This window comes from Prosthecobacter sp. (assembly GCF_044222565.1).
In the GTDB taxonomy this organism is placed as follows: domain Bacteria; phylum Verrucomicrobiota; class Verrucomicrobiia; order Verrucomicrobiales; family Verrucomicrobiaceae; genus Prosthecobacter.
The window spans coordinates 139974-166884 of the sequence record NZ_JBGANA010000008.1 but is presented as its reverse complement, the minus strand read 5'-3'; the positions used below and the strand labels follow the sequence as shown (position 1 = coordinate 166884).

The following is a 26911-nucleotide window of genomic DNA, read 5'->3' as shown; positions in this document are numbered from 1 at the left end:
TGGATTTTCACCACGTGCGGCGCCCCGGGGCCCGATCATGCTTTAACCAGCTTTTGATGCTGTGCGCCACCGCATTCGTGACGGTGAGGGCGGCTGATTCCGCGACGGAATTCAAGCCCGTCGTGACCCGCAGCGTGTCGGCCAACCGTGTCGCTGAAACGCCCGACTATGCGCGCACGCTCAGCGGTAGTCTTGACTGGCTGCAGTTTGGCGTGGAGTCCCGGACGAGGTATGAAGTGGCGCGCGAGGACTACACGAACGGACTGATTTCGGATGACGCTCTGGTCACTCGCAACCTGATGTACCTGGGCATCCGCCATGCGCTGGATCCGCTGCGCTTCAATGTCGAGCTGCAGGATTCACGGCGCTTTGACAGCAACCTGCCGGACAACTCCAGCGTGGAGGACCGCATGGACGTATTGCAGGCGTATGCGCAGCTGCACTTTGAAAACGCCGTGGGCGAGGCGCCGGTGAGTCTCAGCGTGGGGCGCATGGCATTTGACTGGGCGGAGCGGAGGCTCATTTCGCGAAACCGCAACCGCAACACGATCAATGCGTTCGACGGCATCCGCCTGCGCGTGGGAGATGAAAAAGGACGATGGGAGATTGATGCGATTGCGGTGCGGCCAGTGACGCGCAGCGTGCAAAATGGGGACCAGTCGTCTGATGATCTGGCGCTCTATGGCCTGGCTTACTACTGGCGTGGGTGGTCTCCGCATGTGGTGCTGGAGCCTTACTGGCTGTGGCTGGACCAACGGGAGGCCCCGACGGTGCAGCGGCGCAACCTGCACACCTTCGGGCTGCACGGGTTTGGCCAGTGGGGGAACAAGTCCGCGTGGGACTACGACTTCAGCCTGGCGGGACAATGGGGCGAGGCCGCGGGTCAGAGCCGGCAGGCATGGACAGCACACCTGGAAACTGGATACACCTGGACCGGCCCGTGGAAGCCGCGTCTGGGTCTGTGGCTGAACTATGCCAGCGGTGACCGCAGCGCCACGGATGGCAGCAACCAGCGCTTTGATCCGCTGTATGGCGCCTCCTACGCCTTCTATGGGTACACCAGCTATTTCACGCTGCAGAACCTCATCAATCCGGCGGTGCGTCTTAGTTTTCAGCCGGCGAAGAAATTGAAGTGTGAACTGATTCACCGGGGCTACTGGCTGGCCAGTGACACGGATTCCTGGGTGAAGGCCGGCCGCCGTGACGCCACTGGCCGCAGCGGAAACTACCTCGGGCAGGAGACAGACGTTCGCGTGGTCTGGCAGATCGCGCCTTCGTTCGACATCGACATCGCGTATGCACACTTTTTTGCCGGCGATTTCGTGGCGCGCACCGGACCAGCACCGGGCGCAAACTTCATGCAGGTGGCCGCCACCGTGCGGTTTTGAAAGTCCGGCGCGGAGGCGGCGTGAAACTTTGCACGGATTACTTCATTCCTGCTGGATCGCCGCCGGTTTCGGCGGGGAGGGATTTGTCGTTGAGCCAGACGTATTCCTTCCAGGCGCCTTCGTAGAGGCGGACGTTGGGGTAGCCGGCGACGTGCTTGAGGTAGAACTGGAGGAGGCTGCCTTCGCGGGAGGTGCCGCAGTAGGCGATGATGTTTTTGTCCGGGGTGATGCCGGCTTTTTCGAGCTCTGCCTTCACTTCGGCGAGGGGCTTGAACTTGTGGGTGTTGTCCTTCTCCATGAGGCGGGCCCAGTGGAAGCTGATGGCGCCGGGGATGTGGCCTTTGCGGAGCCAGACGTCGTCTTCGCCGCGGAATTCGTTGATGGGGCGGGCGTCGATGAGGACGCTGCCGGGCTTGCCGACGTGGGCTTGAACATCGCTGATGTTGGCGGTGATGGTGGTGATGCCTTTGTCAGGGAGGATGCCTTTGGGATTGCCGAAGTAATCCTGGGTGGGGGTGAAGCCCTGCTTTTTCCATTCGGCGAGGCCGCCATCGACGACCTTGATGTTTTGCACGCCGAATTTTTCGAGGACATAGACGACCATGCTGGTGCTGAGGACTTCGTCGTTGGGGAGGACGTCTCCCGTGGCGTAGATAAGGTGGAGGCGGTCCTTATCGACACCAGCACGGATGAGGAGGGCCTGGGTGAGATCGTCGGGGAGGTATTGGACGGGGACGGCTTTGTCGGTGCCGCGGAGGGTGTCGAAATTGATGTGGTGGGCGGTGGGGAGATGGCCGCGGAAGTAATCCTTATAGCCGCCGCGGGTGTCGAGGACGATGGGGCGCTTGGAGGAATCGGGGTTTTCGATGAGGGCCTTGGCATCGGCACAGGAGATGAGGCCGATGTCTGCGTGCGCGGCGGAGGCCAGCAGGGCGAGGGCGAGGAGGGAGAGGATGGGTTTCATGGTGGGTGGCTGGTGCGGGGAGCTGGTGGAGAGAAGAGTGAGACGGAATGATTTTAACAACGCGAGAGTTTAGAAGACCGCAGAGATGAGTGCTGGGACGAAGACTGCGAGGTCTTCGAAGCCTGGGAGGTTGATTCATTGAGGGTTCCGGATGGATCAGATGGTGAAGATGAGATGACTGAGGGGGCGGTGGTGGGTGAGGTTTCGTTTGAGGAGGGCCCACAGGCTTCTAACGCGAAGGGCCACGAATGACCGTGAAGTGATCAGGAAGGGATGCGGGTGCGTGTTTTGGTCATGTCGCGGGGGATTTCCTGGAGGATGAGAGTTTAAAAAAAGCGGCGGCCGAGGATGAAGATGAGCGCCGCCGCCAGTGCTGAGACCGGGAGGGTGATGACCCAGGCGGCGAGCACGGGGATGACGGTGCGCCATTGCGCCTGCCGGGTGGTGATGCCAATGCCGAGGAGCGCGCCGACGGAGACGTGGGTGGTGGAAACAGGAAGGAAGGTCACATTGGCGGTGGTGACGAGCAGGGCGGTGGCGAGATTGGCGGCGAAGCCCTGACCGGGATCCATGCGAGTGATTTTATGGCCGAGAGTTTCAGCGACCTGGCGAGCGCTGATGAGGCCGCCGGCGGCCATGGCGGCTGCGATGACGAGCATGCCGATGCTGCCCTGCAGCCAGGCGACGCCGAGGAGAAGGGCGGCCATTTTTGGGGTGTCGTTCATCCCGCGCGCGAAACAGACGGCACCAGCGCTGAGGAAATGGAGGGTATCGAGCGTTCGGGTGCGGTGATCCGGAGCGAGACGGAGTCCCTTGAGCAGAAAGTAAATGAGCGCGCCTGCGATGACGGCGAGGACAGGGCTGAGGAGGAGGGGCTTGAGGAAGCTGTCCCAGAGCTTGGTAAGATTGACATCTCCAGCCGTCCAACCTGCTCCGATCAACCCACCCGTTAGAAGGTGGGTGGTGGAAACGGGAAAGCCAAAGCGCGTGGCGAGCATGCCTGTGATGCCTGCACTGGCAGCGACGGCGAACAAAAACAGCGGATGCTCGATCAGGGCATCCGGCACAAGTCCCTTGCCGGAAAAGGCCTTGGTCATTCCGGAGGTGGCGGCGATGCAACCGGCGGCGGTGGAGATGGCGGCCCAGTTTACGGCGGTGCGATAACTGGTGGTGCCGCTGCCGAAGAGTGAGGCGACGCCTTTGAAGTTCGCATTTCCCCCATTCGCATAAGCCACAATAACGACAGCGAGGATGATGAGGTACAACATGAACAAGAAGGAGTGCGTTTATTTGCGCACACTGGCAAATACGCAATGAAAAAGCCGCCTTTCTAAAAGGATTTTCACACGGATGGACAAAGCACGCGCAGCGCAGGCCTGAGCGTGCGCATCAAGCGCCTTTGAGCAGCCTGCGGGCACGCTCCTGGCAGAGGTGGAAGGCGATGCCGAGGCCGGCGCCAAGACCGATGCCGTAAAAGACGCCCCAGCTGAGCATGGCTGCGAGCTTGTGCACGGGCATGAGGAAGTGCTCTGACACGCCGCCGATGAAATAGCCGAGGGAATTGAGCAGGAAGAGGGAGAGAAAGACTTTCAAGGCAGAGCGCAGCGCATCGAACGCGGCGACGAGCATGAGGCTCATCAAGATGGTGCCAGAGGCCAGACCGGCGATGCTGCCCGCGTGACCGCCAAGACTCATCCAGCCGATGATCCAGGCTATGGAATAGGCAGTGAAGGAGAGGCCGAAGACTTTGTAGAAACGAGAGACGGAACCAGGGCCGATGATGAGGCGATGGAGGAGAGGGGCGGTGAGGGCGAGGAAGACGACGGCGCAGGCGGCATACATGCCGACGTTTCCCGACCTCCCCAGATACACGGTAAACCATTTGCCAAAGGCAGCCCAAGGCACAAAACCGGCGACGCTGACGAGGGTGAAGCCGACGATGCCGCGGGTGACAGACTCCCCGAGCGTGGGGACAGGAGAGCCGGCCGCACGTGCGCGGGTGGCGATGCTTTGGGGATCGAGCTGGAACCAGGCCATGGGATGCGGGTGAGGTGGTGAAGCTGCAAGTGTGGCGGGGTGGACGTGGGGAGCAACTGGGAACGCTGTGAGGAAGGGGCTTTGTTCTTTTTTGGGTGGGGCGTCAGTGCTTTGGAGGAGAATAATTCTGGTTCTCCAGTTTGGGAACGATGGGCCGAGCGGGAGCGTGTGGGATCAGGATGATCCCACTCCTGCCAGGGCCGCTGCGCGGAGAGGCTATTTTGGCGGAGACACCGAGCCGTCTTCAAGGGATCGTGGCAGGAATGCCTGGTGGAATGATGTTTTGTGGCGGTTCGCGGATGAACCGGGGCGTCTGGCAGCGTTGTTTCGTTTCATTCATTCATCCCTCATTTCACCGCCATGATTTACTCCCGTTTTGCCTTGGTTTGTTTTGCATTGGTCATGACTGCCGCGACTGGCGCCGAGCCTGTTCCGGTGAAGACGACTCCGAAGCTGGAGGTGCTGAACAAGCAGATCGCGGAGAATGCGGAGAACGCACAGGCTTACGGGAATCGCGGATACGTGCTGGCGCTGCTGGGGCGGAAAGAGGAGGCGCGGGCGGATGTGAAAAAGGCGCTGTCTCTGAGCGACAAGCCGAACATGCACAACCGCGCAGGGTGGGCGTATTTTAACCTGGGAGATTACGCGGACTGCGTGCGCGAGTGCGAACTGGCGGCGAAGATGAGCGACCACCAGGCGCACTATGACTACTACTCGCTGGTGCTAGGCTACTGGGGCACGGGGGATCTGCAGAAGGCACTGGAGAATTATGACCTGGCGGTGGGGAAGGACCCGCGCTTTGGCAGCTACAAGACGCTGATGGAGCGCACGCTGGAATGGACGCCGCTGGAGCAGCGGGCGATCCATGAGGTCTATGTGCTGTGGAGCAAGGCGTGGAAGCCTCTGTGAGTTGTCTCGCCCTGCGGGCAACGGGACAAAAAAGGTGGGACGAGAGTAGCGCTAGGGCGCCTTCGCCGCCTTTGCCTCATCGGTTTTGCCAGGACCAGCACCTGGACCTGCGGCAGACGGCGGCGGCACCGCGACCGGCGCAATACCCGGCGCAGGCACCACAGCAGGCGCTGCAACCGGTGCCGGCGCAGAGACCGGCGGCTTCACCGTTTGGGCCGGCGCTCCCTGCGGGGCCGCGGGTGGTGTGGCGGCCGCTGGCACAGCCGGAGTTACGATCTCCGGCGGCGTGCTGAATGCGATCAGCTGCGTCACCGTGGCAAACCGGAATCCGCGGGCAGTCAGGTCATCGAGCGTGGCCGGCATGGCCGCGATGGTGGTCTCATGAATGTCATGGCACAGGATGATCGAGCCGTTCTTCGTCTGCTTGTGGATGGCATTGTAGACCTTCTGCGCGCTGCGCGGGTGCTGCCAGTCCTGCGGATCCACATCCCAAAGGATGGCCGAATAGCCGAACGTCTTCTCGATCCGCGCCTTCTGGGTGGCGCCCACCGCTCCGTAGGGAGGCCGGTATAACAAGGGCGCGACCCCGCAGGCTTTCACGATGGCGTCATGCGTGCGCTGGAGCTGGCTGTCCACGCTCTCCTTGCTCATCTGCGTGAAAAGCGGGTGCGACCAGCTGTGATTTCCCACCTCATGCCCTTCCGCGACGATGCGCTTCACCACCTCCGGAAAGGCCGCCGCATTCTTCCCCACCAGAAAGAAGGTCGCGTGGATGTGGCGCTCCTTCAGCAGGTCCAGCAGCCGCGGCGTCAACACCGGATCCGGCCCATCGTCAAAAGTGATGGCAATCAGAGGCACACTGACCTCGCAGTGATTGTACACGCTTTTGCGGTTGGGGGGCAGCACGCGAGGCAGGGTGTCGGTGTCTGGCAGCTTTGGCTGGGGCTCCTCCTCCACGGGCAGTGCCCGCCTCACCTCGATCTTGAGCGGCGTACTGGCCTGCTGCGCGCAGAGCACAGCGGCAGTCAGGAGGAAAAAGGCGGTCGTTCGCAGCAAAAACATGAACTCTCACCTTCGCACGCCGACGCTCCTTTGACAACTGGCCGCAGACCTTACTTTTACCCATCCTCCCACCTGGAATACCACTGGCGTTCTCCATGCCGGACGAGTCTTTGCCGGCAAAAGAAGCTCGCGAAGCCCTTCACGGCCGGGTGTTTGGTGTCTCCTTGAGCTTGAGAGTCTTGATCTGCCCGGTGGCAAGATTCGCAAACAGCACCTCGCCATCGCGCGGATCCAGGCCCATGCCCGCGATGCCCGGCTCCTGCGCCAGCGTTTCATCACTCCAGGTCTTCCCGCCTTCATCCTTCAGGGCGATCACCCGTCCTGTGACATAATCGGCGAAGACATACTTCTCCCTGTGTTGTGGAAAACGCTTGCCTCGATAAACCACTCCGCCCGTCACCGAGAGCCCGACCGTGTGGGGATACTCAAAGATCGGCGCGATCGGCTGAAAATCCGCCGGCTCCTTGTCTTTGCCGGGGCCAGTGGTGAAGGGATGCAGAGCCTCGCGATGGCTCCAGCCGTAGTCGCCACCAGGGGTGATGATGTCGATCTCTTCGTAGAGGTTCTGGCCGACATCGCCGCAGAAGAGGCGGCCGGTGGGGAGATCGAAGGAGATGCGCCAGGGATTGCGCAGGCCGGTGGCCCAGATCTCGGTGCGGACGGTTTTGGGGTCGAGGGTTTCGCCGTGGTGGGTGGTGGCACCGATGAAGGGATTGCCGGCAGGGATGGCGTAGAAGGCGTAGCCGGAGGCATCAAGCGCGATGGCGGGATGGGGATTGGGCGGGAGGCTGCCGGGCTTTTTGTCCACATCGATGCGGAGGATGGCGGCGTGGAAGCCTTTGTTGATGTAGCGGGCGTTGTCGAATTTGTCATCGGCGGCGCCGCCATCGCCGACGGTGATGTAGAGGCAGCCGTCGGGGCCGAAGTGGAGGTCGCCACCGTTGTGATTGGAGGCGGGATCTTTCTGCGTGAAGAGCGGCTGCTCCGTGCTGAGGTCGGCGCTGCTGGGGTCGTTTGTGGAAAGGGTGAAGCGGGAGAGGCGCTGGTGGAGGGCGCCTTCGAGCTTGAGGCTGTAATAGACGAAGCAGCGGCGGCTTGTGGCGTGGTCGGGCGGAAAGGCGAGGCCGAGAAGGCCGCACTCGCCTTCAGTGACGAGGGTGGCGTTGGCAGGGTGGGTGAGATCGAGGAAGAGCTGCTTCCGTGGGTGGTCAGAGTCGAGGGCGGTGATGAGCTGGATGCGGCCGGTTTTTTCGACAATGAAGAGGCGGGATGTGTCGCCGGGAGCAGTGACGATGGCGAGAGGCTGGTCGAATTTGAGGCCGGGGAAGGCGTCGATGAGTTCGCAGGCTGTGGGCACGAAGAGGATGGGGGGCTTTTCCTTCTTTTTTGCCACAGAGGTGGCGGGTGATTGTGCGGCCAGCACCGCGGCGGTGGCGCAGAAGGCCATCAGGAAGAGGCTGCGTGGAGAGATGAAAGTACTCGGATGCATGGCATGGGATCGGCCGGAAGGTGATACCAACGCAGCCAGGGCAGGCTGGCTGGCATTGGCAAACAGGATACGAAACCGCATGGAAGTTTGCGGGTGGGCACGACAAACGGACTGCCGCTTTTCTGCAGCCCGTAGATGGCGGAGCTGCCGGGAGTGGCGTATGTGTGGAGCCCCCCTCACATGCTGTTGTCTGCCCTGCCCCGTCCTTTTGTTCTGCTGCCTTGGTTTGCTCTTCTCCCGTCTGCCTTTGGTGCGGCGGTGGATGCCGTGAATCAGTCCCTCGCAAAAGAACTCCTGCCGGTGATCGAGCAGCGGTGCACGGAGTGTCATGATGAGGACACGAAGAAGGGGGACATCAGCTTTGAGTTTCTGCGGAGGCCGGGGGAGATGCGGCATGACATCCGGCTGTGGGGGAAGGTGCGGGAGCAGATCCGCGCGGGGACGATGCCGCCGAAGCCCAAGGCGAAAACAAAACCGGGACCGGATGGGAAACCGGTGACTGAAGAGGAAAAGCCGACGATGACGGATGCGGAGCGTGAGGTGTTTTTGAAATGGATTCAGAGCAATGAGGGTGCGGTGCTGGAAATGCCGGAGGGCAGGCCGGGCGTGGCGAGATCGCGCCGGATGAATCGCGAAGAGTATAACAACACGTTGCGGGATCTGCTGGGGATCGCGAAGCGGCCGGGGGACAAGTTTCCGGCGGATGGCGCGGGCGGGGAGGGATTTGCGAACAGTGCGGACACGCTGAGCCTTTCGCCGTTGCTGGTGGAGAAGTATCTTGGCGCAGCGGATGACGCGATGGGGGAGGTGTGGCAGCGAGGGGAACTGAGGCAGAGGCTGTATGCGCCGGTGACGAGTGACAAGCTGGCGCCGGATGTGGGCGCGGAGATGGCACTGAGGCCGTTTCTGCTGCGGGCGTTTCGGCGGCCACCGACGGAGGCGGAGGTGCAGGGAGTGCTGAATGTGTTTCGGCAGGCGTGGGGGCGGAAGCCGAACTGGGATGAGGCGATGAAGGTGATGTTCAAGGCGGTGCTGGTGTCGCCGGGATTTTTGTTCATCGAGGAGACTGCGCGATCGCCGGAGGCGAAGGAGGCGCGGCGGCTGGGGGCGTATGAGATGGCCTCGCACCTGTCGTATTTTTTGTGGTCGTCGATGCCGGATGAGGAGCTGCTTAAACTGGCGGCGGAAAACAAGCTGCAGGACGATGCGGTGCTGGAGGCGCAGGTGCGGCGGATGATGGCGCATGAGAAGGGGCTGGCCTTCACAAAGAATTTTGCGGGGCAGTGGCTGCGGTTTGATCAGGTGTTTAACACCGTGGATCCGGACCGGCGGAAGTTTCCGGATTTCAACGGAGAGCTAAGGCAGGCGATGTATGATGAGATCTTTGGCTTTTGCGATCACCTGCTGAGGCGCAACGGGCGGGTGCTGGATTTTTTGGACAGTGATTACAGCTTTCTCAATGAAGCGCTGGCGAAGGTGTATGAGGTGCCGGGGGTGCAGGGCAAGGAGATGCGGCAGGTGAAGTTTACCAACGCACGGCGTGGCGGGCTGACGGGCATGGCGGCGATTTTGGCGAGCACGGCGTATCCGCAGCGGACGAGTCCGGTACTGCGTGGGAAGTGGGTGCTGGAGCAACTGCTGGGAACGCCACCGCCACCGCCGCCAGCGAATGTGGGAGCGCTGCCGGAGGATGATCGCGCGCTGAAGGAGACGACGCTGCGCAAGCGGCTGGAGGCGCACCGCAACAAGCCCGCGTGCGCGGGGTGTCATACACGGCTGGATCCGCCGGGGTTTGCGCTGGAGAATTTTGACCCCATCGGCAAATGGCGGGACAACGAGAACGGTAAGCCGCTGGATGCCACGGGGGTGATGCCGGGTGGAAAGGCATTTGGGACGCCGCAGGAATTTCGGAAGCTGCTGATGGAGGAGAAGTCGCTGTTCGTGCGGAGTTTCTGCACGCGGCTGCTGGGGTATGCGACGGGAAGGACGGTGGAGCTGGGGGATCAGCCGACGTTGTTGAGGCTGGAGAAGGTGCTGAGGGATGGGGATTTCCGGAGCGAGGTGCTCATCCTCGCCTTGGTGAAGAGCTCGCCGTTTCGCTCAAGGCTCTGACTCAAGGAAACGTCGTAACCCCTGTTACCTGGTGCCTCGGTGGATGCCGAGTCTCGAATAAATCTCCACCACAGGCTGCGCCTGATTCAGTGTGTAGAAGTGAATGCCGTCAGCGTCATGATCGAGCAGGTTCGCGCATTGCTCGGTGGCATGATGCAGAGCGATGCGGCGGAAAGCCTCGGCGTCATCGCCTGCGCGATTCAGCGCACGGATGAGGCGCGCGGGGTAGCGCGTGCCTCCGGCGAGTTCGGCCATGCGCTTCATGCCGGTGGCCGTGGTCAATGGGAGAATGCCTGCGAGAATGGGGGCGGTGATGCCTGCCAACTCGCAGCGGGCGCGGAAGTCGTGGAAGGAGTGATTGTCAAAGAAGGCCTGGGTGCAGAGCCAGTCGGCTCCGGCATCCACCTTGGCTTTGAGGTGATCCATCTCGGTCATGCGATTCGGCGTGGCGGGATGGCCTTCAGGAAAACAGGCGACGCCGATGCCAAAGCCGCGCGGGTCCGGGTGCAGGCCGCGTTCGTTGAAGCGCTTGATGCAGCGCACGAGTTCCGCCGCATGGGCAAAGGTGCCGCTGTCGGTCAGGCCCGCAGGCAGATCGCCGCGCAGAGCCAGGATGTTGCTGACTCCAGCGGCGGCATAGCGGGTGAGCAGGGCCATGATTTCAGACTCGCTGTGGCCCACGTAAGTGAGGTGCGGGATGGGATCAAAGACATCGCTCTGCGTCAGCTCGGCGACGAGGCTCTGCGTCAGCTCACGTGTGCTGCCGCCTGCGCCATACGTCACGCTGGCAAAGGCGGGACGCAGTGGCGCGAGCTGATCGAGCGTGCTTTGCAGCGTCTGCACCGCCACGGGGGTGCGTGGCGGGAAGAACTCGAGCGAGAACATGGTGGTGCCACGGTTTGCGGAGAGGATGTCTTTGATGTGCATGATCCCGATTACACGTTGGGTTGCAGCTTGGTGGCGCGCAGCTTCTGCGCAGTCTGCACCATGTGGATGAGGGAGGTTTTCACCTCGGGCCAGCCGCGTGTTTTGAGACCGCAATCGGGGTTCACCCAGAGATTGCGTCTTGGGATGACGGCCTCGGCTTTGCGCATGAGGTTTTCCATTTCGCTGACGGAAGGCACGCGCGGGGAGTGGATGTCATACACGCCGGGACCGATCTCGTTGGGGTAGTGGAAGTCCACGAACGCACCAAGGAGTTCCATGTTGGAGCGGGAGGTTTCGATGGTGATGACGTCGGCGTCCATGTCTGCGATGGCGGCGATGATGTCGTTGAACTCGGAGTAGCACATGTGGGTGTGGATCTGCGTGTCATCCCGCACGCCGCTGGCGCTGAGGCGAAAGGCGGTGACGGCCCAGTCGAGGTAGTGGGCCCAGTCGATGCGGCGCAAGGGGAGGCCTTCACGAATAGCGGGCTCGTCGATTTGAATGGCAGCGATGCCTGCGGCTTCGAGGTCCACGACTTCATCGCGGATTGCCAGGGCAATTTGTCGTGTGGTCTCGGAGCGTGGCTGGTCATCGCGCACAAAGCTCCATTGCAAGATGGTGACGGGGCCGGTGAGCATGCCTTTCATCGGGCGAGTGGTGAGGGACTGCGCGAACTTGGACCAACGCACGGTCATGGGCGCGGGGCGGCTGACATCGCCGTAGATAACGGGCGGCTTCACGCAGCGTGTGCCGTAGCTCTGCACCCAGCCATTGGCGGTGAAGAGGAAGCCTTCGAGCTGCTCGCCGAAGTACTCCACCATGTCATTGCGCTCGAACTCGCCGTGCACGGGCATGTCGAGACCGATTTCGTCCTGAAAGGCGACGCAGGCGCGCGTTTCATTTTCCAGATAGGCCTCATACTCTGCGGCGGTGAGATCTCCTTTCTTCCACTTGGCGCGCATGGAGCGCACCTCCGCGGTCTGTGGGAAGGAGCCGATGGTGGTGGTGGGAAATTCTGGCAGAGCCAGCCGGGCCTGCTGCAATGCCTGCCGTTGTGGGAAGGGCGAGTGGCGGCGCGCATCCTGATCTGTGACGAGCGCGAGACGTTCTCTGACTTTTGGATTATTCGTGCGCCGACTCGTGGCGCGGCTGTAGATGGCATCCTGATTGGCCTCCCAAACACCGCTGCGTGCTGTGCAGCGCAGCAGTGCGCTGAGGGTGACCACCTCAGTGAGTTTTTCATCGGCAAACGCCAGCCAGTTTTCGATCTGGGCATCTAGTGCGCTCTCTGAGGCCAGCGTGACGGGCGAGTGCAGGAGCGAGCATGAAGGGGCTACCCACAGCCGCTGTGCGCCAAGCTTTGTTTTGGCTGCGGTAAGCAGATTGAGTGACTTCGCGAAATCGTTCTTCCAGATGTTGCGGCCATCCACCACACCGAGAGAGAGGATTTTATCCTGCGGCAGATGTTCCAGCACTTCCTCAAGCTCTGCCGGGGCGCGCACGAAATCGCAGTGGAAGGTCTGAGCAGGCAGCGAGAGAAAGAGCGGCAGATTCTCCCGCAGAGCTCCAAAATAACTGGCCATGATGATCTTCAAACCAGGCGCTGCAGCAGCCAGCCGACGCCAGGCATCCACCACGGCATCGCGCTGCTGCGCTGAGAGATCCAGCGCGAAAACTGGCTCGTCGATCTGCACCCATTCCGCGCCCTGCGCGGCGAGGCGTTGCAGGATCTGCTCATAGACGGACACCAGTCCGTCCAGCAGCGTCCAGCGGTCAAAGTCGGGATGCTGTGAATCCTGCACCTTGCCCAGGGAAAGATAAGTGACAGGCCCTGGCAGCACGGGTTTGGCGCGCAGGCCGAGAGACCTGGCTTCTTCAAATTCACGAAACACTTTGCTTCCAACGAGCTGGAACTGAGTGTCTGCGCGGAACTCTGGAACGATGTAGTGGTAGTTGGTGTCGAACCACTTCGTCATCTCGCAGGCAAAGGCTGCTTGATGTCCACTGCAGCCATTTGCACAGCTGTCATGGCCTTCGCCGCGTGAGCCCCGCGCCATGAGGAAGAGTGTGTCGAGGCCGATGTGTTCGCCCCTCCAGCCAAAGCGCGGAGGAACGTTGCCGATGAGGCAGGAGAAATCGAGCATCTGGTCGTAGAACGAGAAGTCGTTGCAGGGGATGAGGTCGATGCCCGCCGCGCTCTGCTTGGCCCAGTTGTCCCGGCGGAGGCGGCGGCCCGTGGCCTCCAGCTCCTCGCGTGAGAGTTTGCCGTGCCAGAAGGCTTCAGTGGCTTTTTTGAGTTCGCGCTGCTCGCCGATGCGCGGGTAGCCCAGATTGTGTGTGTGAATGATGTGGTCGCTCATAGCGACGAAATAACTATCGCCGGATCCAGCATAAACAATCCAGAGAGTTTTGTGGATCATCATCGAAATGGCTTATGATGATGGCATGATCGAAATCCGCCACTTGCACGCCCTCATCGCCCTCGCTGAGACGGGGAATCTCTCCAAAGCGGGGCGGCGTTTGCACCTTTCGCAGCCTGCGCTGTCACATCAGGTGAAGAGCATTGAGTCGCATCTGGGAGTGCCGTTGTTTGAGAGGAAAAGCAACCCGCTGCGACTGAGTCCGGCGGGGGAGCGGCTGCTAGGCACCGCGCATGAGATCGTGAAACAGATGCGTCAATGCGAGCGGGATGTGGCCCGCATTGCCGAAGGAAAGGCCGGGCAGCTCCGCATCGCCGTGGAGTGCCATTCGTGCTTTGACTGGCTGATGCCCGCGATGGATGAGTTCCGTGTCGCCTGGCCGGAGGTGGAGATGGATCTGGTCTCCGGCTTCCAGCCTGACCCCACCGGGCTGCTAGTGGAAGATCAGGCGGATCTGGTGATTGTGTCCAAGGCACCGCCGCGCAAAGACATCGTCTATCATCCTCTGTTTCGCTATGAGGTGCTTGCGCTGCTGGCGCACCACCACCCGCTCACGCGCAAGCGCTTCCTCACCGCGCAGGACTTTGCGAAAGAGACGCTAATCACCTATCCCATCCCGGATGACCGCATTGATTTGATGCGGGAGGTGCTGGGGCCGCTGGGGGTGAATCCGGTGCGCCGCACGGCGATGCTTACGGTGGCGATCTTGCAGCTCGTGGCCAGTCAGCGTGGCATCGCGGCGATGCCGGGCTGGGCGGTGCAGCCATACTTGGAGCGCCGCTATGTGGCGCGGCGGCCTGTGCGGAAGAGCGGCCTCTTTTCCAATCTGAATGCTGCTACCACTCGCGCGCTGTCCGGCACCGCGTATATGCGGGAGTTCATCGCCACGATGAAGAAGGTGAGTTTTGACAGCCTCAAGGGCATCACGCCTGTGGATCACTAGCCGCTGGGATGAAGGATCCTGCCTGTTGTGCCGGGATCACTCAACAATGCCAGCCATTTTATTGCCATCGGTAAATGGCGCGACACCGAAAACAGCAAGCGCATTCCCAGATCAGGCAGCAGATTCGGCGAGGCCAGCGGCAGCTCTGCCGCCGACCACTGCTCCAGCGCGGCCTTCAGTGTGATCCCGTTCGATGTGCTCACCTTACTTGCCGTCACTCTTGCTCAGGAAGCCGCTGTCTGACAGCCAGTCTGTCATGCGCTGGGTCCATGTTTTGATGGAGGAGAGCTTGGAGCGGGCGCCCATGCCGAAGCCGTGGCCGCCTTTGGAGTAGAGGTGGACTTCGACGGGGAGCTTGGCGGTTTCGTATTGGGCGAGCTGGTCGAGGATGGGTTTGACGTGGCTGGTGTCGTCGTTGGCAACGAGGAAGAAGGCGGGCGGGGAATCGGCGGGGATGGGGCCGGCGGGAACGCCGAGGGGGCCGGGGTAGATGGAGATTTGGAAGTCGGCGCGGGAGCTGGCGCGGTCGATGGGATCGGTGGCGGCGGGATCGCCAGCGGTGGGGCTGTAAACGACCATGGCGACGACTTCGCCACCGGCGGAGAAGCCGAGGATTCCGATGCGCTTGGGATCAAGGTTCCACTCGGCGGCGCGGGTGCGGATCACGCGCATGGCGCGCTGGCCGTCTTGGCGCGGGTGGATGTCGAGATTGTAGGGGGAGCCTTTTTCGCGAGGGAGGCGGTGCTTGAGGATGAAGCAGGTGACGCCGAGGCTGTTGAGGAGCTTGGCGGGCTCGATGCCTTCGCCGCCGAAGCCGAGCTTGCTGTGGCCGCCGCCGGGGACAATGAGGATGGCGGAGCCGTTGGCTTTGTCCGCAGGGGCGGGGAAGACGGTGATGGAGGGATTGTTGACGTGGGTGACGCTGGTGCCGGTGAGGACTTCGGGTTCATCGCGCAGGGATTCGAAGCCGGGGGCACCTTTTTCCCAGAGATTGATGACGAGGGGTTTGGGGTCTTCGGCGTGGAGGAAGCACGGGAGGAAGAGGGAGAGGAGGAAGACCAGGCGTTTCATGAGTGGGTTGGGAAAGAGTAGACCGACATTTCATAGTCAGGGCAGCGTCAGGTGCCAAGCGCCGAATTTCTCCCAGCCCTCTCTTCCTTGGCTCCAGCTCAGTCCTCCTCAACCGCCCCCAATGGAACCGGCCTTCATCGAAAGACTCAGCATCCATGACATGTTTGGGCGCACCGTTCCCATTTGAAATGGCAACTATTCCCTGCCCGGTGCGTTGAAGCGTGCTCCCGATCCGTGCGCCCAACTTATCCACCAGCATGAAACCGCTTTCCGCGCTCACGAGCGCTCTCGCCCTGGCATTCGCATTCCTGTCCACCACTCAAGTGGATGGGAAGCCGAACATCGTTTTCATCCTAGCGGATGATCTGGGGTATGCGGAAGTCAGCGCGAATGGCGGAGACCACTACCCGACACCCCATATTGATGCACTGGCAAAGGGCGGCATGCGGTTCAATCATTTCTACACGGCACCGCTGTGCGGGCCTTCGCGGGCACTGATTCTCACCGGGCGCTATGGGTTTCGCACCGGAGCTGTGACGCAGGATGGGAGCGGCATGATGGCACGGACTGGGGAGAAGGCGGAGATCATGGTGCCGCAGTTGCTGAAAGGAGCAGGCTATACATCGGCCATGATTGGCAAGTGGGGGCAGATTTTGCCTGCGGGCGATGCTGCGGATTGGGGCTTTGACCATGTGCTGAGTTTTCATGGCAGCGGGATTTATTGGAACCAACCGGCTGCGAAAAGCTGGGTGGAGAAGTATCAACTTCGGGGTGACCGTGGAGGAGAGGGCGGTGTGCGTGCGAAGCCGGGGCCGTATTACATCGACGAGAGGAAGCTGGCGATGTCTGACACTGAGTACATGCCGGACCTTCTTCACGCAGACGCGGTGTCCTTTATCAATGCTCACAAGGATGCGCCCTTTTTTCTCTACTACTCGATGTCGCACGTGCATTCGCAGGTTCTGCCGACGCCGGACAGCGCGGCACCGGATATGAGTGTGAGCGCGGAGCTGCGGCAGCAGCGGTTGTACCACGACAACATTGTGTACATGGACAAGCTCATCGGCAGGCTGGTGGCGGAACTGGACCGCCTGAAACTACGTGAAAACACGGTGATCTTTTTCATGGGTGACAACGGCACCGGCAAGGCACATGCGGAGCAGGCGACGATCGGCGGGCGGCGTATGGTGGGGCAAAAGGGCGGGATGGAGGAAGGTGGCGGGCACGTGCCGTTCATCGTCAACTGGACTGGCACGGCGCCTGCGGGCAGGCTGAACGAAAACCTCAGCGATGCTTCGGATTTGCTGCCGACCTTCACGGAGATCGCGGGGGCGGCGCTGCCGGAGAACCGGGTGATCGATGGCCGGAGCCTTCTGCCGCAAATCAGGGGAAGCACGGAGTCGCCGCGCAAGTGGGTCTTCACCCAACTGGGAGAGCACTGGCACGCGCGTGAGGCGGGCTGGAAGCTGGATGAAGCGGGCCAACTCTACGACATGAAGAACGCGCCCTTTGAAGAACTCCCAGTGGCTGCGGATGTCACTGCGCCTGAGGCGCTGGCTGCACGCCAGCGGCTGAGCGGGGTGCTTGCGGAGCTGAATCCTGGCGCGGGGTATCAGGGGGTAGGCGACGGCCGAGGCGACAAGTCGGGCAAGGTCGCGCCAGCGGCCCCCGTGCCACCGCCCAATGCTGATCTCGCCGAGCGCGCGGCGAAGTTTGACAAGCTGGATGAAGCGAAAACGGGCAAGCTGACGCGTGCCTATTTCACCACCCATCAATCAGATGCCAAGGGCGCGGGCGAGCGGTTTGACAAGTATGACGTCAACAAGGACGGTCTGCTCTCGCGCCAGGAGTTCATCACACGGGGAGGCATGCACCCGAATGGAAAGTGAGGATGAAAAAGAGAATGGCAGGCCGCAGGAGTTTTGGCGGCTGCTGATGGAGGAGAAGGCGCTGTTTATCCGGTGTTTTTGCACGCGGCTGCTGGGATATGCGATGGGAAGGACGGTGGAGCGGGGGGATCAGCCGACGTTGCTGAAGCTGAAGAAGGTGCTTAGGGATGGGGATTTCCGGAGCGAGGCGCTGATGGTGGCGGTGGTGAGGTGTGGGGTGTTTCGGGGGCGGTGGTGAGGTGTGGGGTGTTTCGGGGGCGGTGGTGAGGTGTGGGGTGTTTCGGGGGCGGTGGTGAGGGCGGTATGTGGATTGAGTGGGCGTGGAAAAGGGGTTGATTCCATTCGGCGGGCATGTTCACAGTCGCGGCAATGAAAATGCCTGCGAGATGGATGATGCCGGGGCTGCTGCGGTTGATGATGTCATTGTTTATAATGATGATTTCTAGCTGTGCGACGAAGCGCGTGACTGAGGCCGCGCATGCGGTAGTGGCTGCAGATGCGTCGGTGGCGGTGAAGACGGCAGCGGGTGCGGAAGAGGGTAGCGGCGGGAACTCGGGGACACTGACCACGACTGCGCCGATGATGGTGCGAGGGCCGGATGGCAGGGCGCGGGTGCTGGTGACGCAAGAGGCGATCTCGCTGCAGCGGCAACCACCAGACGGGCCGCGGGAGGTACTGGACGAGCCGATGGACGCCAATGCTCCGCAACAGGAGGACAAGCTGAAGGAGCTGACAGAGGGCGTGCGGTGGTCGCCTGGCGGGACGCGGGTGTGCTTGCTGCGGCTGTACAAACGCGGCAGAGGTGTGGCGGTGTTTTCGTTAGCCTCACAACCAGCGACGGAAGTGGAGCTGGATCTGAACGAACTGCAAGGGATGACGATGGAGCACTATGGCGAGAGGTTTAGGCACGGACGCTTTTACTATTTCAAGCTGCTGCGGTGGATTGACGAAGATCATCTGGATGTCGCATTCAGCGGCAATCTTGTGCCGAAAGAAGATGATGATGGGACGAACTGGAAGTGGTACAGCGGGACCGTGCGCGTGGTCCTGGGAGAGAAGACTGGAAAGATGCAGGGAGTGCCCAAGTGGGAAGAGCTGACGGATTAGCGGGAGGGAATGAAGGGGCCATGTGCGTGAGCGGATGGGACTACATGTGGCGGAACTTTATGCAGACCCTGCTGGTGGACGATGGGTGTGGCGGAGTGCTCGGTTTGCTTCCCACTCAGGCTATGTCTGACCCAGGGTCGCCTCGCTGAGGCTCGGCTGCCCCTGGGCTGTATTACGTGGCCCCTTTGGGGCCGGGGAAGTCCGGCGCGGGCGGCTTGGAGGTGATTGAAGGCCAGAGGACGTTTGCGGCGGCTGGGGGACGAGCCGCCCTACCCTGCCCGGGATCATGCCACGTTATACCAGAGTTTGGAGGTGGTTGGGACCATTGGCGAAGCTGAGGGCTCGGAGGTTTGAAAGTCAGGAGACGTTCGCGGCGGTTGGGGGACCAGCCGCCCTACCCTAACCATCGGTGCTACCATGTTATACCAGCCCTTTGAGGAAACCGGTGCTGTCACCGAAGCGTTCCGCTTTAGAGCCGGAGAGCTGGAGCATGCTGAGGAAGAGATTGCAGAGGGGGGTGTCGGAGGGGCTGACGAGGTGGCGGCCGCCGGGGAGATTGCCGCCGTGGCCGGCGAGGACGAGGGGGAGGTTTTTGGGGCTGTGGGCGTTGCCGTCGCGCATGCTGGAGCCGAAGAGGAGGAGGGTGTGATCGAGGAGGGTGCCGTCGCCTTCCTTGATGGATTTCATGCGGTCGATGAGTTGGGCGAACTGCTCGACGTGCCAGGTGTTGATCTTTTGATACTGGTCGAGTTTTTCGGCTTTGTTTTCGTGGTGGGAGCACTCGTGGTGGCCGTGCTTGACGCCGTCGAGGAAAGTAAAATTTTTGCCGCTGACGGCCCAGCCGAACATGAAGGTGCTGACGCGGGTGGAGTCGTTCCAGAAGGCCAGGGTCATGAGCTCCATCATGAGGCGGGAGTGCTCGGTGTGGTCGAGGCGAAGATGGCTGCCAGGGTCTTTCTGCTGGGCCATGGCGGTGGTGATGCGCTGGTCGAGCTGGGTGATGGCGTCCTTGGCAGCGGGGTCGAGGTTTTCGCCGCTGGCGACGCGGGCGATGTCGGCCTCGATGCGCTGCTCGACGCTGCGAATGCTTTCGAGGTATTCGTCGAGGCGGCGCTGGTCATCGAGGCCGACGCGGCCGCGCAGGGCTTTGGCGTCGGTGAGGACGAGGTCGAGGACGCTTTTGTTTTCGAGGGCGGAGGCTTTGCGCTGCTCGGGGTTGTCGCGAAAGAGGCGGTCGAAGACGAAGCGGGGATTGATCTCGGGCGGAAGGGGTGAGGTGGGGGTGCGCCAGGCGACGTGGGAGCCGTAGAGCATGGTGTAGTTCACATTGAAATCGACGCCAGTCATGACGGGCTCGGTGCCGAGTTCGAGTGAGGGGAAGCGGGCGAGGCGTCCGGCGTCCTGGGCGAAGACCTGGTCCATGCTGACGCCGCAGTGGAGGTTTTTGCCGGTGGTTTTTTCGATTTCCGTGCCGGTGAGCCAGTTGGCGGTTTTGGCGTAGTGGCCGTCGCCGCCCTGGCAGTTGGCGTGGCCGAGATTGGTGAGGATATTGAGGTCGGCGCGGTGGCGCTCGAGGGGCTGGAGGATGGGGGAGAACTTGAAGTCTGTGCCTTCGCCTTCGGGGGTCCAGCGGTCCTGGCGGACGCCATTGGGCATGAAGAGGACGCCGATGCGGGTGGGGAAGGATTTGGCCGTACTCTGCGCTGCGCGGGCGGTGGGAGCCATGGCGTCCAGGAAGGGCAGCGCGATGGTGGCGCCGAGGCCGCGAAGGGCGGCGCGGCGGGACATGGGGGCGCGGGGGATGGAGATGTGGCTCATGAATGCAGGGACTGGGGAGCAGAGGCTACGCCATCCCTATGGATTTGCTTGCGGGGATTTGGGGGACGGAATTTACAACGCAGAGATTAGAAGGCCGCAGAGATGAGGTTTATGAATCCGGTCTCTGCGGTCTTCTAATCTCTTGCGGTGTGAATCTGGAGGGCTTGGTGTTTTGGAATCCGTTAGCAGCAGCCGGAGCCGGGTTTGCAGCCGCCTTTGGTTTCCATGACGACTTCGCCGTCGCGGTGGGTGGGGGTGGGTTTGCCGGGGCGGAAGTGTTCTTCGTGGTCGAGGGTGGCGGTGAGGCCGAAAAATTGGAGCGAGGCTTCGGCGAGGCCGTCTTTGACGGCGGTCATGAGTGCGGCGGGGTCGGCTTCGGCGCGGAGATTGACGATCAATTGGCCGCCGGTGGTGGGTTCGTCGAGCTCCATGCCGAGCTCGGGGATGTAGTCGCTGCGGACGAGATTGATGCTGGCGAGTTCGCCGGCGATGCCGTCGTCGGGACTGAAGGTCATCTTGAAATGGGCGATCTCGGCGGAGTCGCGCTGGAGGCGGGACTGAACGAGGGAGGCGAGCTGTTTGAGGAAGGTGTTGGCGTCGAATTCGTCGTCGGATATCAAGGTGACGGTGGCATTGAGCCAGCCGAGGAGGGCTTCGCCATCGGCATAGACTTCGTAATCGACGGACATGGGATTGCGACGGGCCTGCTCGCCAGTCATGAGGCCGGCGAAGAAGTCATCGAGACCGGTTTCCTGGCGGGGTGAGGCACTGATGATTTTGGCGAGGGGGAACTCGGTCTGCAGGGTGGTGCGGAGTTCTTCGCGCTGGGCGTCATCGATGAGGTCGCTTTTGCTGATGACGATGATGTCGGCTTCTTCGAGCTGCTTTTTGAAGATGTAGGCGACCTTGGCGGAGAAGGTGCCGCCGTGATCGAGACCGAAGACGCGGCGGGCGCGAATGGGATCGACGAGAACGCTGAGGGGGGCGACGGTGAAGTCGTTTCCATACATGCGGCGGAGGGGGTAGGTGACGGTGGCGACGAGGTCGGTGCAACTGCCGACGGGTTCGGCGATGAAGACGTCGGGCTTGGCTTCGTTGGCGAGCTTGCTGGCGGCATCGACGAGGGTGTTGAAGCGGCAGCAGAAGCAGCCGCCGGCGATTTCTTCGGTGGCGTAGCCCTGGCCGCGGAGGAGCTTGGTATCGACGAGGCCGCCGGCCTGGTCATTGGTGATGAGGCCGACTTTGAGGCCTTGATCGCTGAGGTGTTTGGCGAGGCGGCCGACGGTGGTGGTTTTGCCAGCGCCGAGGAATCCGCCGATCATGATGTAACGTGCTTTGGAGGGCATGGGGGTGGGGGCCGGGAGATTGGGCGTTTCGACCTTCGGCTGCAAGAGGGCAAAGGAGGAGGCAGCGGTGTTTTTGAGGGCGAGCCAGTCGTGCATGCTGAGGGAGACGGGGCTGCCTTTGGGGAAGTGATTGCCAAAGTCGTCTTCGATGCTGTTTTGCGGGCCGAGATAGACGACGGTTTGGTCTTTTTTGGAGGAGCGGAAGCCGGGCTTGGCGGCGGTGAGGAGGACTTCGCGGAGGGGGACACCTTCGGATTCGAAGTAGCCTTTTTCGGAGAGCTTGGTGAAGCGGGCGTTGCGGAATCCGGCGGTGTGAAGGAGCGGGACGAGGCTGGGGAAATCGGGGACGTGCTGGACGGCGGCGGCCGGGCCGGGCAGTGATGGGGAGGGATCTGAGAGGGGGCGGTCGGCGACGAGGCCGTGGAGGGAGACGGTGCCGCCGGGTTTGAGTATGCGGAGGGCGTCTGTGAGGAGGGCGGGGAGATCAATGCCGGTGGCGTTGATCGTGCCTTCGAGGATGACTTCCTGCACGCTGAAGGCGTCCTGGGGGAGTGGGAGGGTGATGGGCTCGCCGAGGTGGTGGGTGAAGGTGACGGGAGGTGCGGCGGCTTCGGTTTCGCCGCCCATGAGGGTGGGGAGATCGGAGTCGGCGGGGGCGTGGTCGTGGCCGTGATCGTCGATGTCTTCGTGGAAGATGTAGAGTTCGAGGAGGGTGCCGTCGGGATCGCGGACCCAGAATTTGGTCTGGCGGGAGTAGCAGCAGGCGACGCCGTCTTCGCGCAGGGTTTTGTGGCCGGCTTGTTCGAGGCGCATCTGGATGGCGACGAGTTCTTCGGAGTCGAGCAGGCAGAGGCCGACGTGATTCAGGGCACCGCCAGCGCCGGTGCGGCCGGGGATGAGGGAGAAGACGGTGGGGGGAGATTCGACTTCGAACTTGGCGTAGTCGGGGTGGTGCTTGGCGGGTTCAATGCCGAAGAGGACGCGGTAGAAGGCGACCGAGCGGGAGAGATCGGAGACGTTGAGGGAGAGGTGAAATTTGCGGACGGTGGCGGACATGCGGGGCGGGCCTGAGGGGGAGATAGAGAACGGAATGAACGCAGCTGAGGAGGCGGATATTTGCGAAAGAGGGCAAATTTCGAAGGATGGGGTGGGAACTCTGAATCGTCTGCCTGCTGCTCCCCGCGAATCAACGAGTGGTCTCAAGAAATGAGTGAATATCAGCATCTTGAAGTCATGAAAACGAGGGCCAAGGCCGTCAGCGCCAAAACCCAAGAGATCTTTCATCTTTGGAGATGTTGACTTGTTCGGCGTTTTCCCAAGGGCCGAGTGAGGACGGCACCCCCCGGAGGTCGCTTCGGCGGCTCAGGCTGTGAGGCGAGTCAGGCGATTGGATGCATCATTCATCGTTGAATCTTCCGTTGTCTTTCCGCGAGTGCCCGCTTAGAATTCCACCAGCGGGCCGCGCAACGGGGTTGGAGAAGTTCAAAACCGATTCTGGAGCGAGGCTCACAGAATCAAATTTTAGTTTTATGGGGCTGTTCTCTCTTCCGGTGGTGAAAATTGGGTCGGTGTCGATGGATGGCACAGAACCGGTCATGATTCTTGGGCCGTGCGTCATTGAGAGCGAGGAGTTCATCTGGGGGGTGGCTGAGAAGCTGGACGCCATGGCCCGCCAGCACGGCTGGCGCTGGATTTTCAAGGCGTCCTACGACAAGGCCAACCGCAGCGCGATCTCGTCCTACCGCGGGCTAGGCTGTGAGGCGGGGTGCAAGCTGCTGGCCCAGATCGGCGCGAAGCTGGGAGTACCGGTGACGACGGACGTGCACACGGTGGAGGAGGCCCGGCAGGCGGCGGAACACATCGACCTGCTGCAGATTCCCGCGTTCCTTTGCCGGCAGACGGATTTGATCATCGCCGCCGGGGAAACCGGTCGGGCGGTGAACGTCAAAAAGGGGCAGTTCCTCGCGCCCTGGGATGTTAAGAACATCGGCGACAAGCTGGTCAGCACCGGCTGCCAGAACTTCATGTTTACGGAGCGCGGCACGACCTTTGGCTACAACAACCTGGTGGCTGACATGCGCTCCCTGTACTGGATGCGGGAGCTGGGCTACCGGGTGGTGATGGACGCGACCCACAGCGTGCAGCGCCCGGGCGGCCTGGGGACCGCCACGGGAGGCGACGGCAAGCTGGCTCCGGTGCTGGCGCGCGCCGCGGTGGCCACGGGCTGCGACGGCGTCTTTATGGAGACGCACCCCGAACCTGCCAAAGCCTTCTCAGACGGCCCCAACCAGATCCCCCTTTCCGACATCGCGGAAGTGGTGGAAACCCTTCGAAAAATACATGGCCTCGTTCGCGACATCACTTGAGCGGCTTTACCGCCGCAGGCTTGCCGTTTCCATCACGCTCGGCGTGGTGGCGGGGATGGTGATGTTTGCTGTGGCGGACCAGCCGGCGGCAGGAGACTCCGGGATGAGCGCCTTTTTGCAGATGGTGCCTCCCGGCGCGGTGAACACTGGCGCGGTGATCCCTTCGTTCGATTCATCGGGACGCCGCACCTCCCTGATCACGGCGGACATGCTGCGGCGGGTGGATGACCAGCGCGTCTATGCGGAAAAGCTGGTGGTGCAGATGTTCAATGCCGAACCGAAGAACAATCTGCGCGTGGATCTGCAGACGGCGTTTTATCAGATGGCAGGCGCCGGGGGTGTGCTGCGCAGCAGGGACCGCAGCAGGGTGAGCAGCCCTAAATATGAGATCGAAGGCGACAGCCTTATCTTCGACACCGCAAAAAATCAGGGACGCATGACAGGAAACATCCACATGGTGATCTTTGACAGCGGCGCTGACAGCAGCGAGGTAACACCCCCCGCCGAATCACTCCCTTCCAAGTGACATGAAAACGTCATCCATCATCCGCACCGTGCTGCTGCTCTCCTGCGCAGGCGCCCTGGCCCAAGGCCCGGGGGGCACCCGGCCGCTTCTGGATTTCCGCAAGAAGAAGGTGGATCCGGATACGAAGGCGAAAGCCCTGGACGCCGCCAAGGACGCCGTCAAAAAAGTGCCGGACGAAATTAAAGAAAAAGCGAAGGAGATGCTGCTCTCTCCCGAAGGCGCGGAGATGCGTCAGAAGGCGCTGCAGGCGGCCCAGTCAGTGATGCAGGGGAACGCCGGTTCCGGCACCGGCACCGCGACCGCCACCCCTGCGACTCCGGCAGATGCCCCGCCGGCGACTGCTCCCACCCCTGCACCCGCGCCAGCCGTGGCCGTGGTGGAGGCACCGCCTGCTCCCCCCAAGCCCACCGGCCCCCAGCCCAAACCCTTGCAGCCCCTGAACCTGGACGAGGCTCCCAAGGCGACGAAGGGGCAGATCGACATCACCGCGCAAAAGCATTCGTATTTTGATACGAACACGAATTACGCGATCTTTACCGGTGACGTGAAGGCCCGGCACCCGAACATGTACATCGAGTGTGAGGAGCTGGAAATCTTCATGACCAAGCAGCAGGGAGGCGTTCTCGGCTCCGCTCCCAAGCCCAAAAAGCCTGCCCCCTCCGTGAAAGACTCGGACATTCTCGCCAAGCCCAGCAAAGAGGCCGCCAACACCGACCCACCCATCGACAAGGCGGACGCCCGCGGCCCCATGGTCACCATCGAAAAAATCTCTGAAGACGGCGAACTGCAGATCGGCCACTGCAAGCACCTCATCTACGACGGCAAGACCAAGAAAACCACGCTCATGGAGTGGCCGCAGGTGCAGGCAGGCAACCAGCTGCTCAAGGCCACCGAGGCAGGCTGCGTCATTGAAATTGACAGGAATGGCAAGCTTACCACCACGGGTAATCATGAGACGCTTATTCTTCAGGGAGACGACGCCACGCCGCGCAGGAGCGGTGGCCTGTCCTCCCCATCACCCTCACCTCAGTGAACATGGCCCCGCGTACGAAAAGACGGCAGAAGACTGCCGCTGAGGTCCCGCAGCTCTCCCTGGAAGCTGAGGATGCGCGGCTGCCTGAGGTCTCGCTGGAGGCGATCGTCCCGGACGAGAACACGCTGCTGCACACCGAAGGCCTGAAAAAAGTCTATGACGGCCGCGCTGTGGTGAATGGCGTGGACATTGAAGTCAAAAAAGGCGAGATCGTCGGGCTGCTGGGCCCGAACGGGGCAGGAAAGACGACCACGTTCTACATGATCGTGGGTCTGGTGCAGCCCAACGGAGGCCGGGTGATGTTTGATGGAAAGGACACGACCACCCAGCCGATGTACATGCGCTCCAGGCATGGCATGGGCTACCTGCCGCAGGAGGAGTCCATCTTCCGGCGGCTGACCGTGCGTGAAAACATCATGGGCGTGATGGAGACCCAGCCCTACTCGCGTGCGGAGCGGGAGGAGCAGACGCAGGCGCTGATGGAGAAATTTGGCATCGACCACGTGGCGGACAATCTGGCGATCACGCTCAGCGGTGGAGAAAAGCGGAGGCTCACCATCGCGCGATCCCTCGTGACCTCGCCGAAGCTGCTGATGCTGGATGAGCCGTTCAGCGGGGTGGACCCCATCGCCGTGAGCGAGATCCAGGACATCATCCGGATGCTGAGGAGCGCCGGACTGGCCATTCTGATCACCGACCACAACGTCCGTGAGACCCTCAACATCGTGGACCGCGCATACCTCATCTTCGAGGGGCGGGTGCGGCGCCACGGCAGCAAAGATTTCCTCGTCAATGATGATGAGGCACGACGCCTCTACCTCGGCGAGGGCTTCACCATGTAAATTTTAGTCCAACCAAAAAAGGAGAACCACCATGCAAAAACACAACGTCAACCTCCCTATCATCGTCACCGCACGTCACATGGACGTCACGGAAGCGATCCGCGATTACGCTCATAAAAAGATCGAGGGTCTCCACCTTGATTACCCCCGCATCATTGAGGCGAAGGTCGTTCTGGACGTGCAGAATCATCACCGACACATCGCCGAAATCATCCTGTTCTGCGCCGACCACATCGTGATCGAAGTGAAATCGGTGACCGAGGACATCTATGCCTCGATCGACGAAAGCGCGTCCAAGATCGCCCGCCGCATGCGGAAGTACAAGACCCGCCTGCTGCGCAACCACCGCCCACGCGGCGAGGTCTCGATCCGCCACATCGAGGAGCACGTCTTCCACCAGGAAGTGCTGCACACGGAGGAGGAGCACATCGAGCCTTCCTACGTGCACAAGGAAAAGTACAAGATCCGTCCGCTGTATGCCGACGAAGCCATCATGGACCTGGAAATCAGCGACCGTCCGTTTGTGCTCTTCCACAATCAGAAGACGCACCGTCTGGCGCTGCTGTTCCGCCGCAAGGATGGCGACTACGGCCTCATCGAGCCTGAACTGACGGCGGCCAACGGCACCAACGGGTCCCATTGATGCCGCAGTGAACGTTCGT

At 61.8% G+C, this 26911-nt stretch carries 23 protein-coding genes; 12 read left to right on the top strand and 11 right to left on the bottom strand.

Features of this window, described 5'->3' with window-relative positions:
• The first annotated feature begins 56 nt into the window (after positions 1-56).
• A complete protein-coding gene (locus ACILSR_RS13855; RefSeq protein WP_395750374.1) occupies positions 57-1388 on the top strand; it encodes an alginate export family protein in 1332 nt (443 codons plus the stop codon).
• Between the two features lie 37 nt (positions 1389-1425).
• On the opposite strand, the gene ACILSR_RS13850 is transcribed toward ACILSR_RS13855, so the two are convergent.
• From ACILSR_RS13850 to ACILSR_RS13840, 3 genes are all read right to left on the bottom strand, one after another.
• Complete coding sequence (locus ACILSR_RS13850; protein WP_395750373.1) at positions 1426-2352, bottom strand: sulfurtransferase; 927 nt, start codon at positions 2350-2352, stop codon at positions 1426-1428.
• Between the two features lie 326 nt (positions 2353-2678).
• Positions 2679-3620: an anion permease gene (locus tag ACILSR_RS13845; RefSeq protein WP_395750372.1), complete on the bottom strand. Its 942-nt coding sequence runs from the start codon at positions 3618-3620 to the stop codon at positions 2679-2681.
• Positions 3621-3741: 121 nt separating this feature from the next.
• Positions 3742-4389, bottom strand: a complete 648-nt coding sequence (locus ACILSR_RS13840) for a hypothetical protein (RefSeq protein WP_395750371.1) — start codon at positions 4387-4389, stop codon at positions 3742-3744.
• 360 nt (positions 4390-4749) lie between these two features.
• On the opposite strand from ACILSR_RS13840, the gene ACILSR_RS13835 reads away from it, so the two are divergent.
• Entirely contained in the window at positions 4750-5298 is a 549-nt protein-coding gene (locus ACILSR_RS13835) for a tetratricopeptide repeat protein (RefSeq protein WP_395750370.1), read from the top strand.
• Positions 5299-5349: 51 nt separating this feature from the next.
• On the opposite strand, the gene ACILSR_RS13830 is transcribed toward ACILSR_RS13835, so the two are convergent.
• Positions 5350-6360, bottom strand: a complete 1011-nt coding sequence (locus ACILSR_RS13830; protein WP_395750369.1) for a polysaccharide deacetylase family protein — start codon at positions 6358-6360, stop codon at positions 5350-5352.
• 139 nt (positions 6361-6499) lie between these two features.
• Positions 6500-7849, bottom strand: coding sequence for a PQQ-dependent sugar dehydrogenase (locus ACILSR_RS13825; RefSeq protein WP_395750368.1), 1350 nt, complete (start codon positions 7847-7849; stop codon positions 6500-6502).
• Positions 7850-8029: 180 nt separating this feature from the next.
• On the opposite strand from ACILSR_RS13825, the gene ACILSR_RS13820 reads away from it, so the two are divergent.
• A complete protein-coding gene (locus ACILSR_RS13820) occupies positions 8030-9961 on the top strand; it encodes a DUF1592 domain-containing protein (protein ID WP_395750367.1) in 1932 nt (643 codons plus the stop codon).
• A gap of 24 nt (positions 9962-9985) precedes the next feature.
• Here the strand turns inward: ACILSR_RS13820 and ACILSR_RS13815 are convergent, their stop codons facing one another.
• Together ACILSR_RS13815 and metE are read right to left on the bottom strand one after the other, a co-directional pair.
• Positions 9986-10888, bottom strand: coding sequence for a methylenetetrahydrofolate reductase (locus ACILSR_RS13815; RefSeq protein ID WP_395750366.1), 903 nt, complete (start codon positions 10886-10888; stop codon positions 9986-9988).
• A gap of 8 nt (positions 10889-10896) precedes the next feature.
• Entirely contained in the window at positions 10897-13248 is a 2352-nt protein-coding gene (gene metE / locus ACILSR_RS13810; protein WP_395750365.1) for a 5-methyltetrahydropteroyltriglutamate--homocysteine S-methyltransferase, read from the bottom strand.
• Between the two features lie 85 nt (positions 13249-13333).
• Between metE and ACILSR_RS13805 the strand changes: the two genes are divergently transcribed.
• A complete protein-coding gene (locus ACILSR_RS13805) occupies positions 13334-14251 on the top strand; it encodes a LysR family transcriptional regulator (protein ID WP_395750364.1) in 918 nt (305 codons plus the stop codon).
• Here ACILSR_RS13805 and ACILSR_RS13800 read toward each other — a convergent pair.
• Together ACILSR_RS13800 and ACILSR_RS13795 are read right to left on the bottom strand one after the other, a co-directional pair.
• Entirely contained in the window at positions 14248-14454 is a 207-nt protein-coding gene (locus tag ACILSR_RS13800; RefSeq protein WP_395750363.1) for a hypothetical protein, read from the bottom strand. The genes ACILSR_RS13805 and ACILSR_RS13800 overlap by 4 nt on opposite strands.
• A 1-nt stretch (position 14455) precedes the next feature.
• The gene (locus ACILSR_RS13795) at positions 14456-15322 is read right to left on the bottom strand and encodes an alpha/beta hydrolase (RefSeq protein WP_395750362.1); all 867 of its coding nucleotides are present in this window, start codon (positions 15320-15322) and stop codon (positions 14456-14458) included.
• A 257-nt stretch (positions 15323-15579) separates the two neighbouring features.
• On the opposite strand from ACILSR_RS13795, the gene ACILSR_RS13790 reads away from it, so the two are divergent.
• From ACILSR_RS13790 to ACILSR_RS13780, 3 genes are all read left to right on the top strand, one after another.
• Positions 15580-17211: a sulfatase-like hydrolase/transferase gene (locus ACILSR_RS13790; protein ID WP_395750361.1), complete on the top strand. Its 1632-nt coding sequence runs from the start codon at positions 15580-15582 to the stop codon at positions 17209-17211.
• Positions 17201-17449, top strand: coding sequence for a DUF1585 domain-containing protein (locus ACILSR_RS13785; RefSeq protein ID WP_395750360.1), 249 nt, complete (start codon positions 17201-17203; stop codon positions 17447-17449). Before ACILSR_RS13790 ends, ACILSR_RS13785 begins: the two co-directional genes overlap by 11 nt.
• 194 nt (positions 17450-17643) lie before the next feature.
• Complete coding sequence (locus ACILSR_RS13780; RefSeq protein WP_395750359.1) at positions 17644-18318, top strand: hypothetical protein; 675 nt, start codon at positions 17644-17646, stop codon at positions 18316-18318.
• 420 nt (positions 18319-18738) lie between these two features.
• Here ACILSR_RS13780 and ACILSR_RS13775 read toward each other — a convergent pair whose 3' ends face one another.
• Together ACILSR_RS13775 and ACILSR_RS13770 are read right to left on the bottom strand one after the other, a co-directional pair.
• Complete coding sequence (locus tag ACILSR_RS13775) at positions 18739-20136, bottom strand: DUF1552 domain-containing protein (protein ID WP_395750358.1); 1398 nt, start codon at positions 20134-20136, stop codon at positions 18739-18741.
• Between the two features lie 182 nt (positions 20137-20318).
• Positions 20319-22538, bottom strand: coding sequence for an ArsI/CadI family heavy metal resistance metalloenzyme (locus ACILSR_RS13770; RefSeq protein WP_395750357.1), 2220 nt, complete (start codon positions 22536-22538; stop codon positions 20319-20321).
• 473 nt (positions 22539-23011) lie between these two features.
• Between ACILSR_RS13770 and kdsA the strand changes: the two genes are divergently transcribed.
• From kdsA to hpf, 5 genes are read left to right on the top strand one after another with little or no spacing between them, the layout of a single operon-like run.
• On the top strand, positions 23012-23848 hold the full coding sequence (gene kdsA / locus ACILSR_RS13765) for a 3-deoxy-8-phosphooctulonate synthase (RefSeq protein ID WP_395750356.1): 837 nt from the start codon (positions 23012-23014) through the stop codon (positions 23846-23848).
• Entirely contained in the window at positions 23823-24374 is a 552-nt protein-coding gene (locus tag ACILSR_RS13760) for a hypothetical protein (RefSeq protein WP_395750355.1), read from the top strand. Before kdsA ends, ACILSR_RS13760 begins: the two co-directional genes overlap by 26 nt.
• A 1-nt stretch (position 24375) precedes the next feature.
• On the top strand, positions 24376-25407 hold the full coding sequence (locus ACILSR_RS13755) for an LptA/OstA family protein (RefSeq protein WP_395750354.1): 1032 nt from the start codon (positions 24376-24378) through the stop codon (positions 25405-25407).
• Between the two features lie 2 nt (positions 25408-25409).
• The gene (lptB, locus tag ACILSR_RS13750) at positions 25410-26249 is read left to right on the top strand and encodes an LPS export ABC transporter ATP-binding protein (protein ID WP_395750353.1); all 840 of its coding nucleotides are present in this window, start codon (positions 25410-25412) and stop codon (positions 26247-26249) included.
• 31 nt (positions 26250-26280) lie between these two features.
• Entirely contained in the window at positions 26281-26892 is a 612-nt protein-coding gene (gene hpf / locus ACILSR_RS13745; RefSeq protein ID WP_395750352.1) for a ribosome hibernation-promoting factor, HPF/YfiA family, read from the top strand.
• Positions 26893-26911 lie beyond the last annotated feature (19 nt).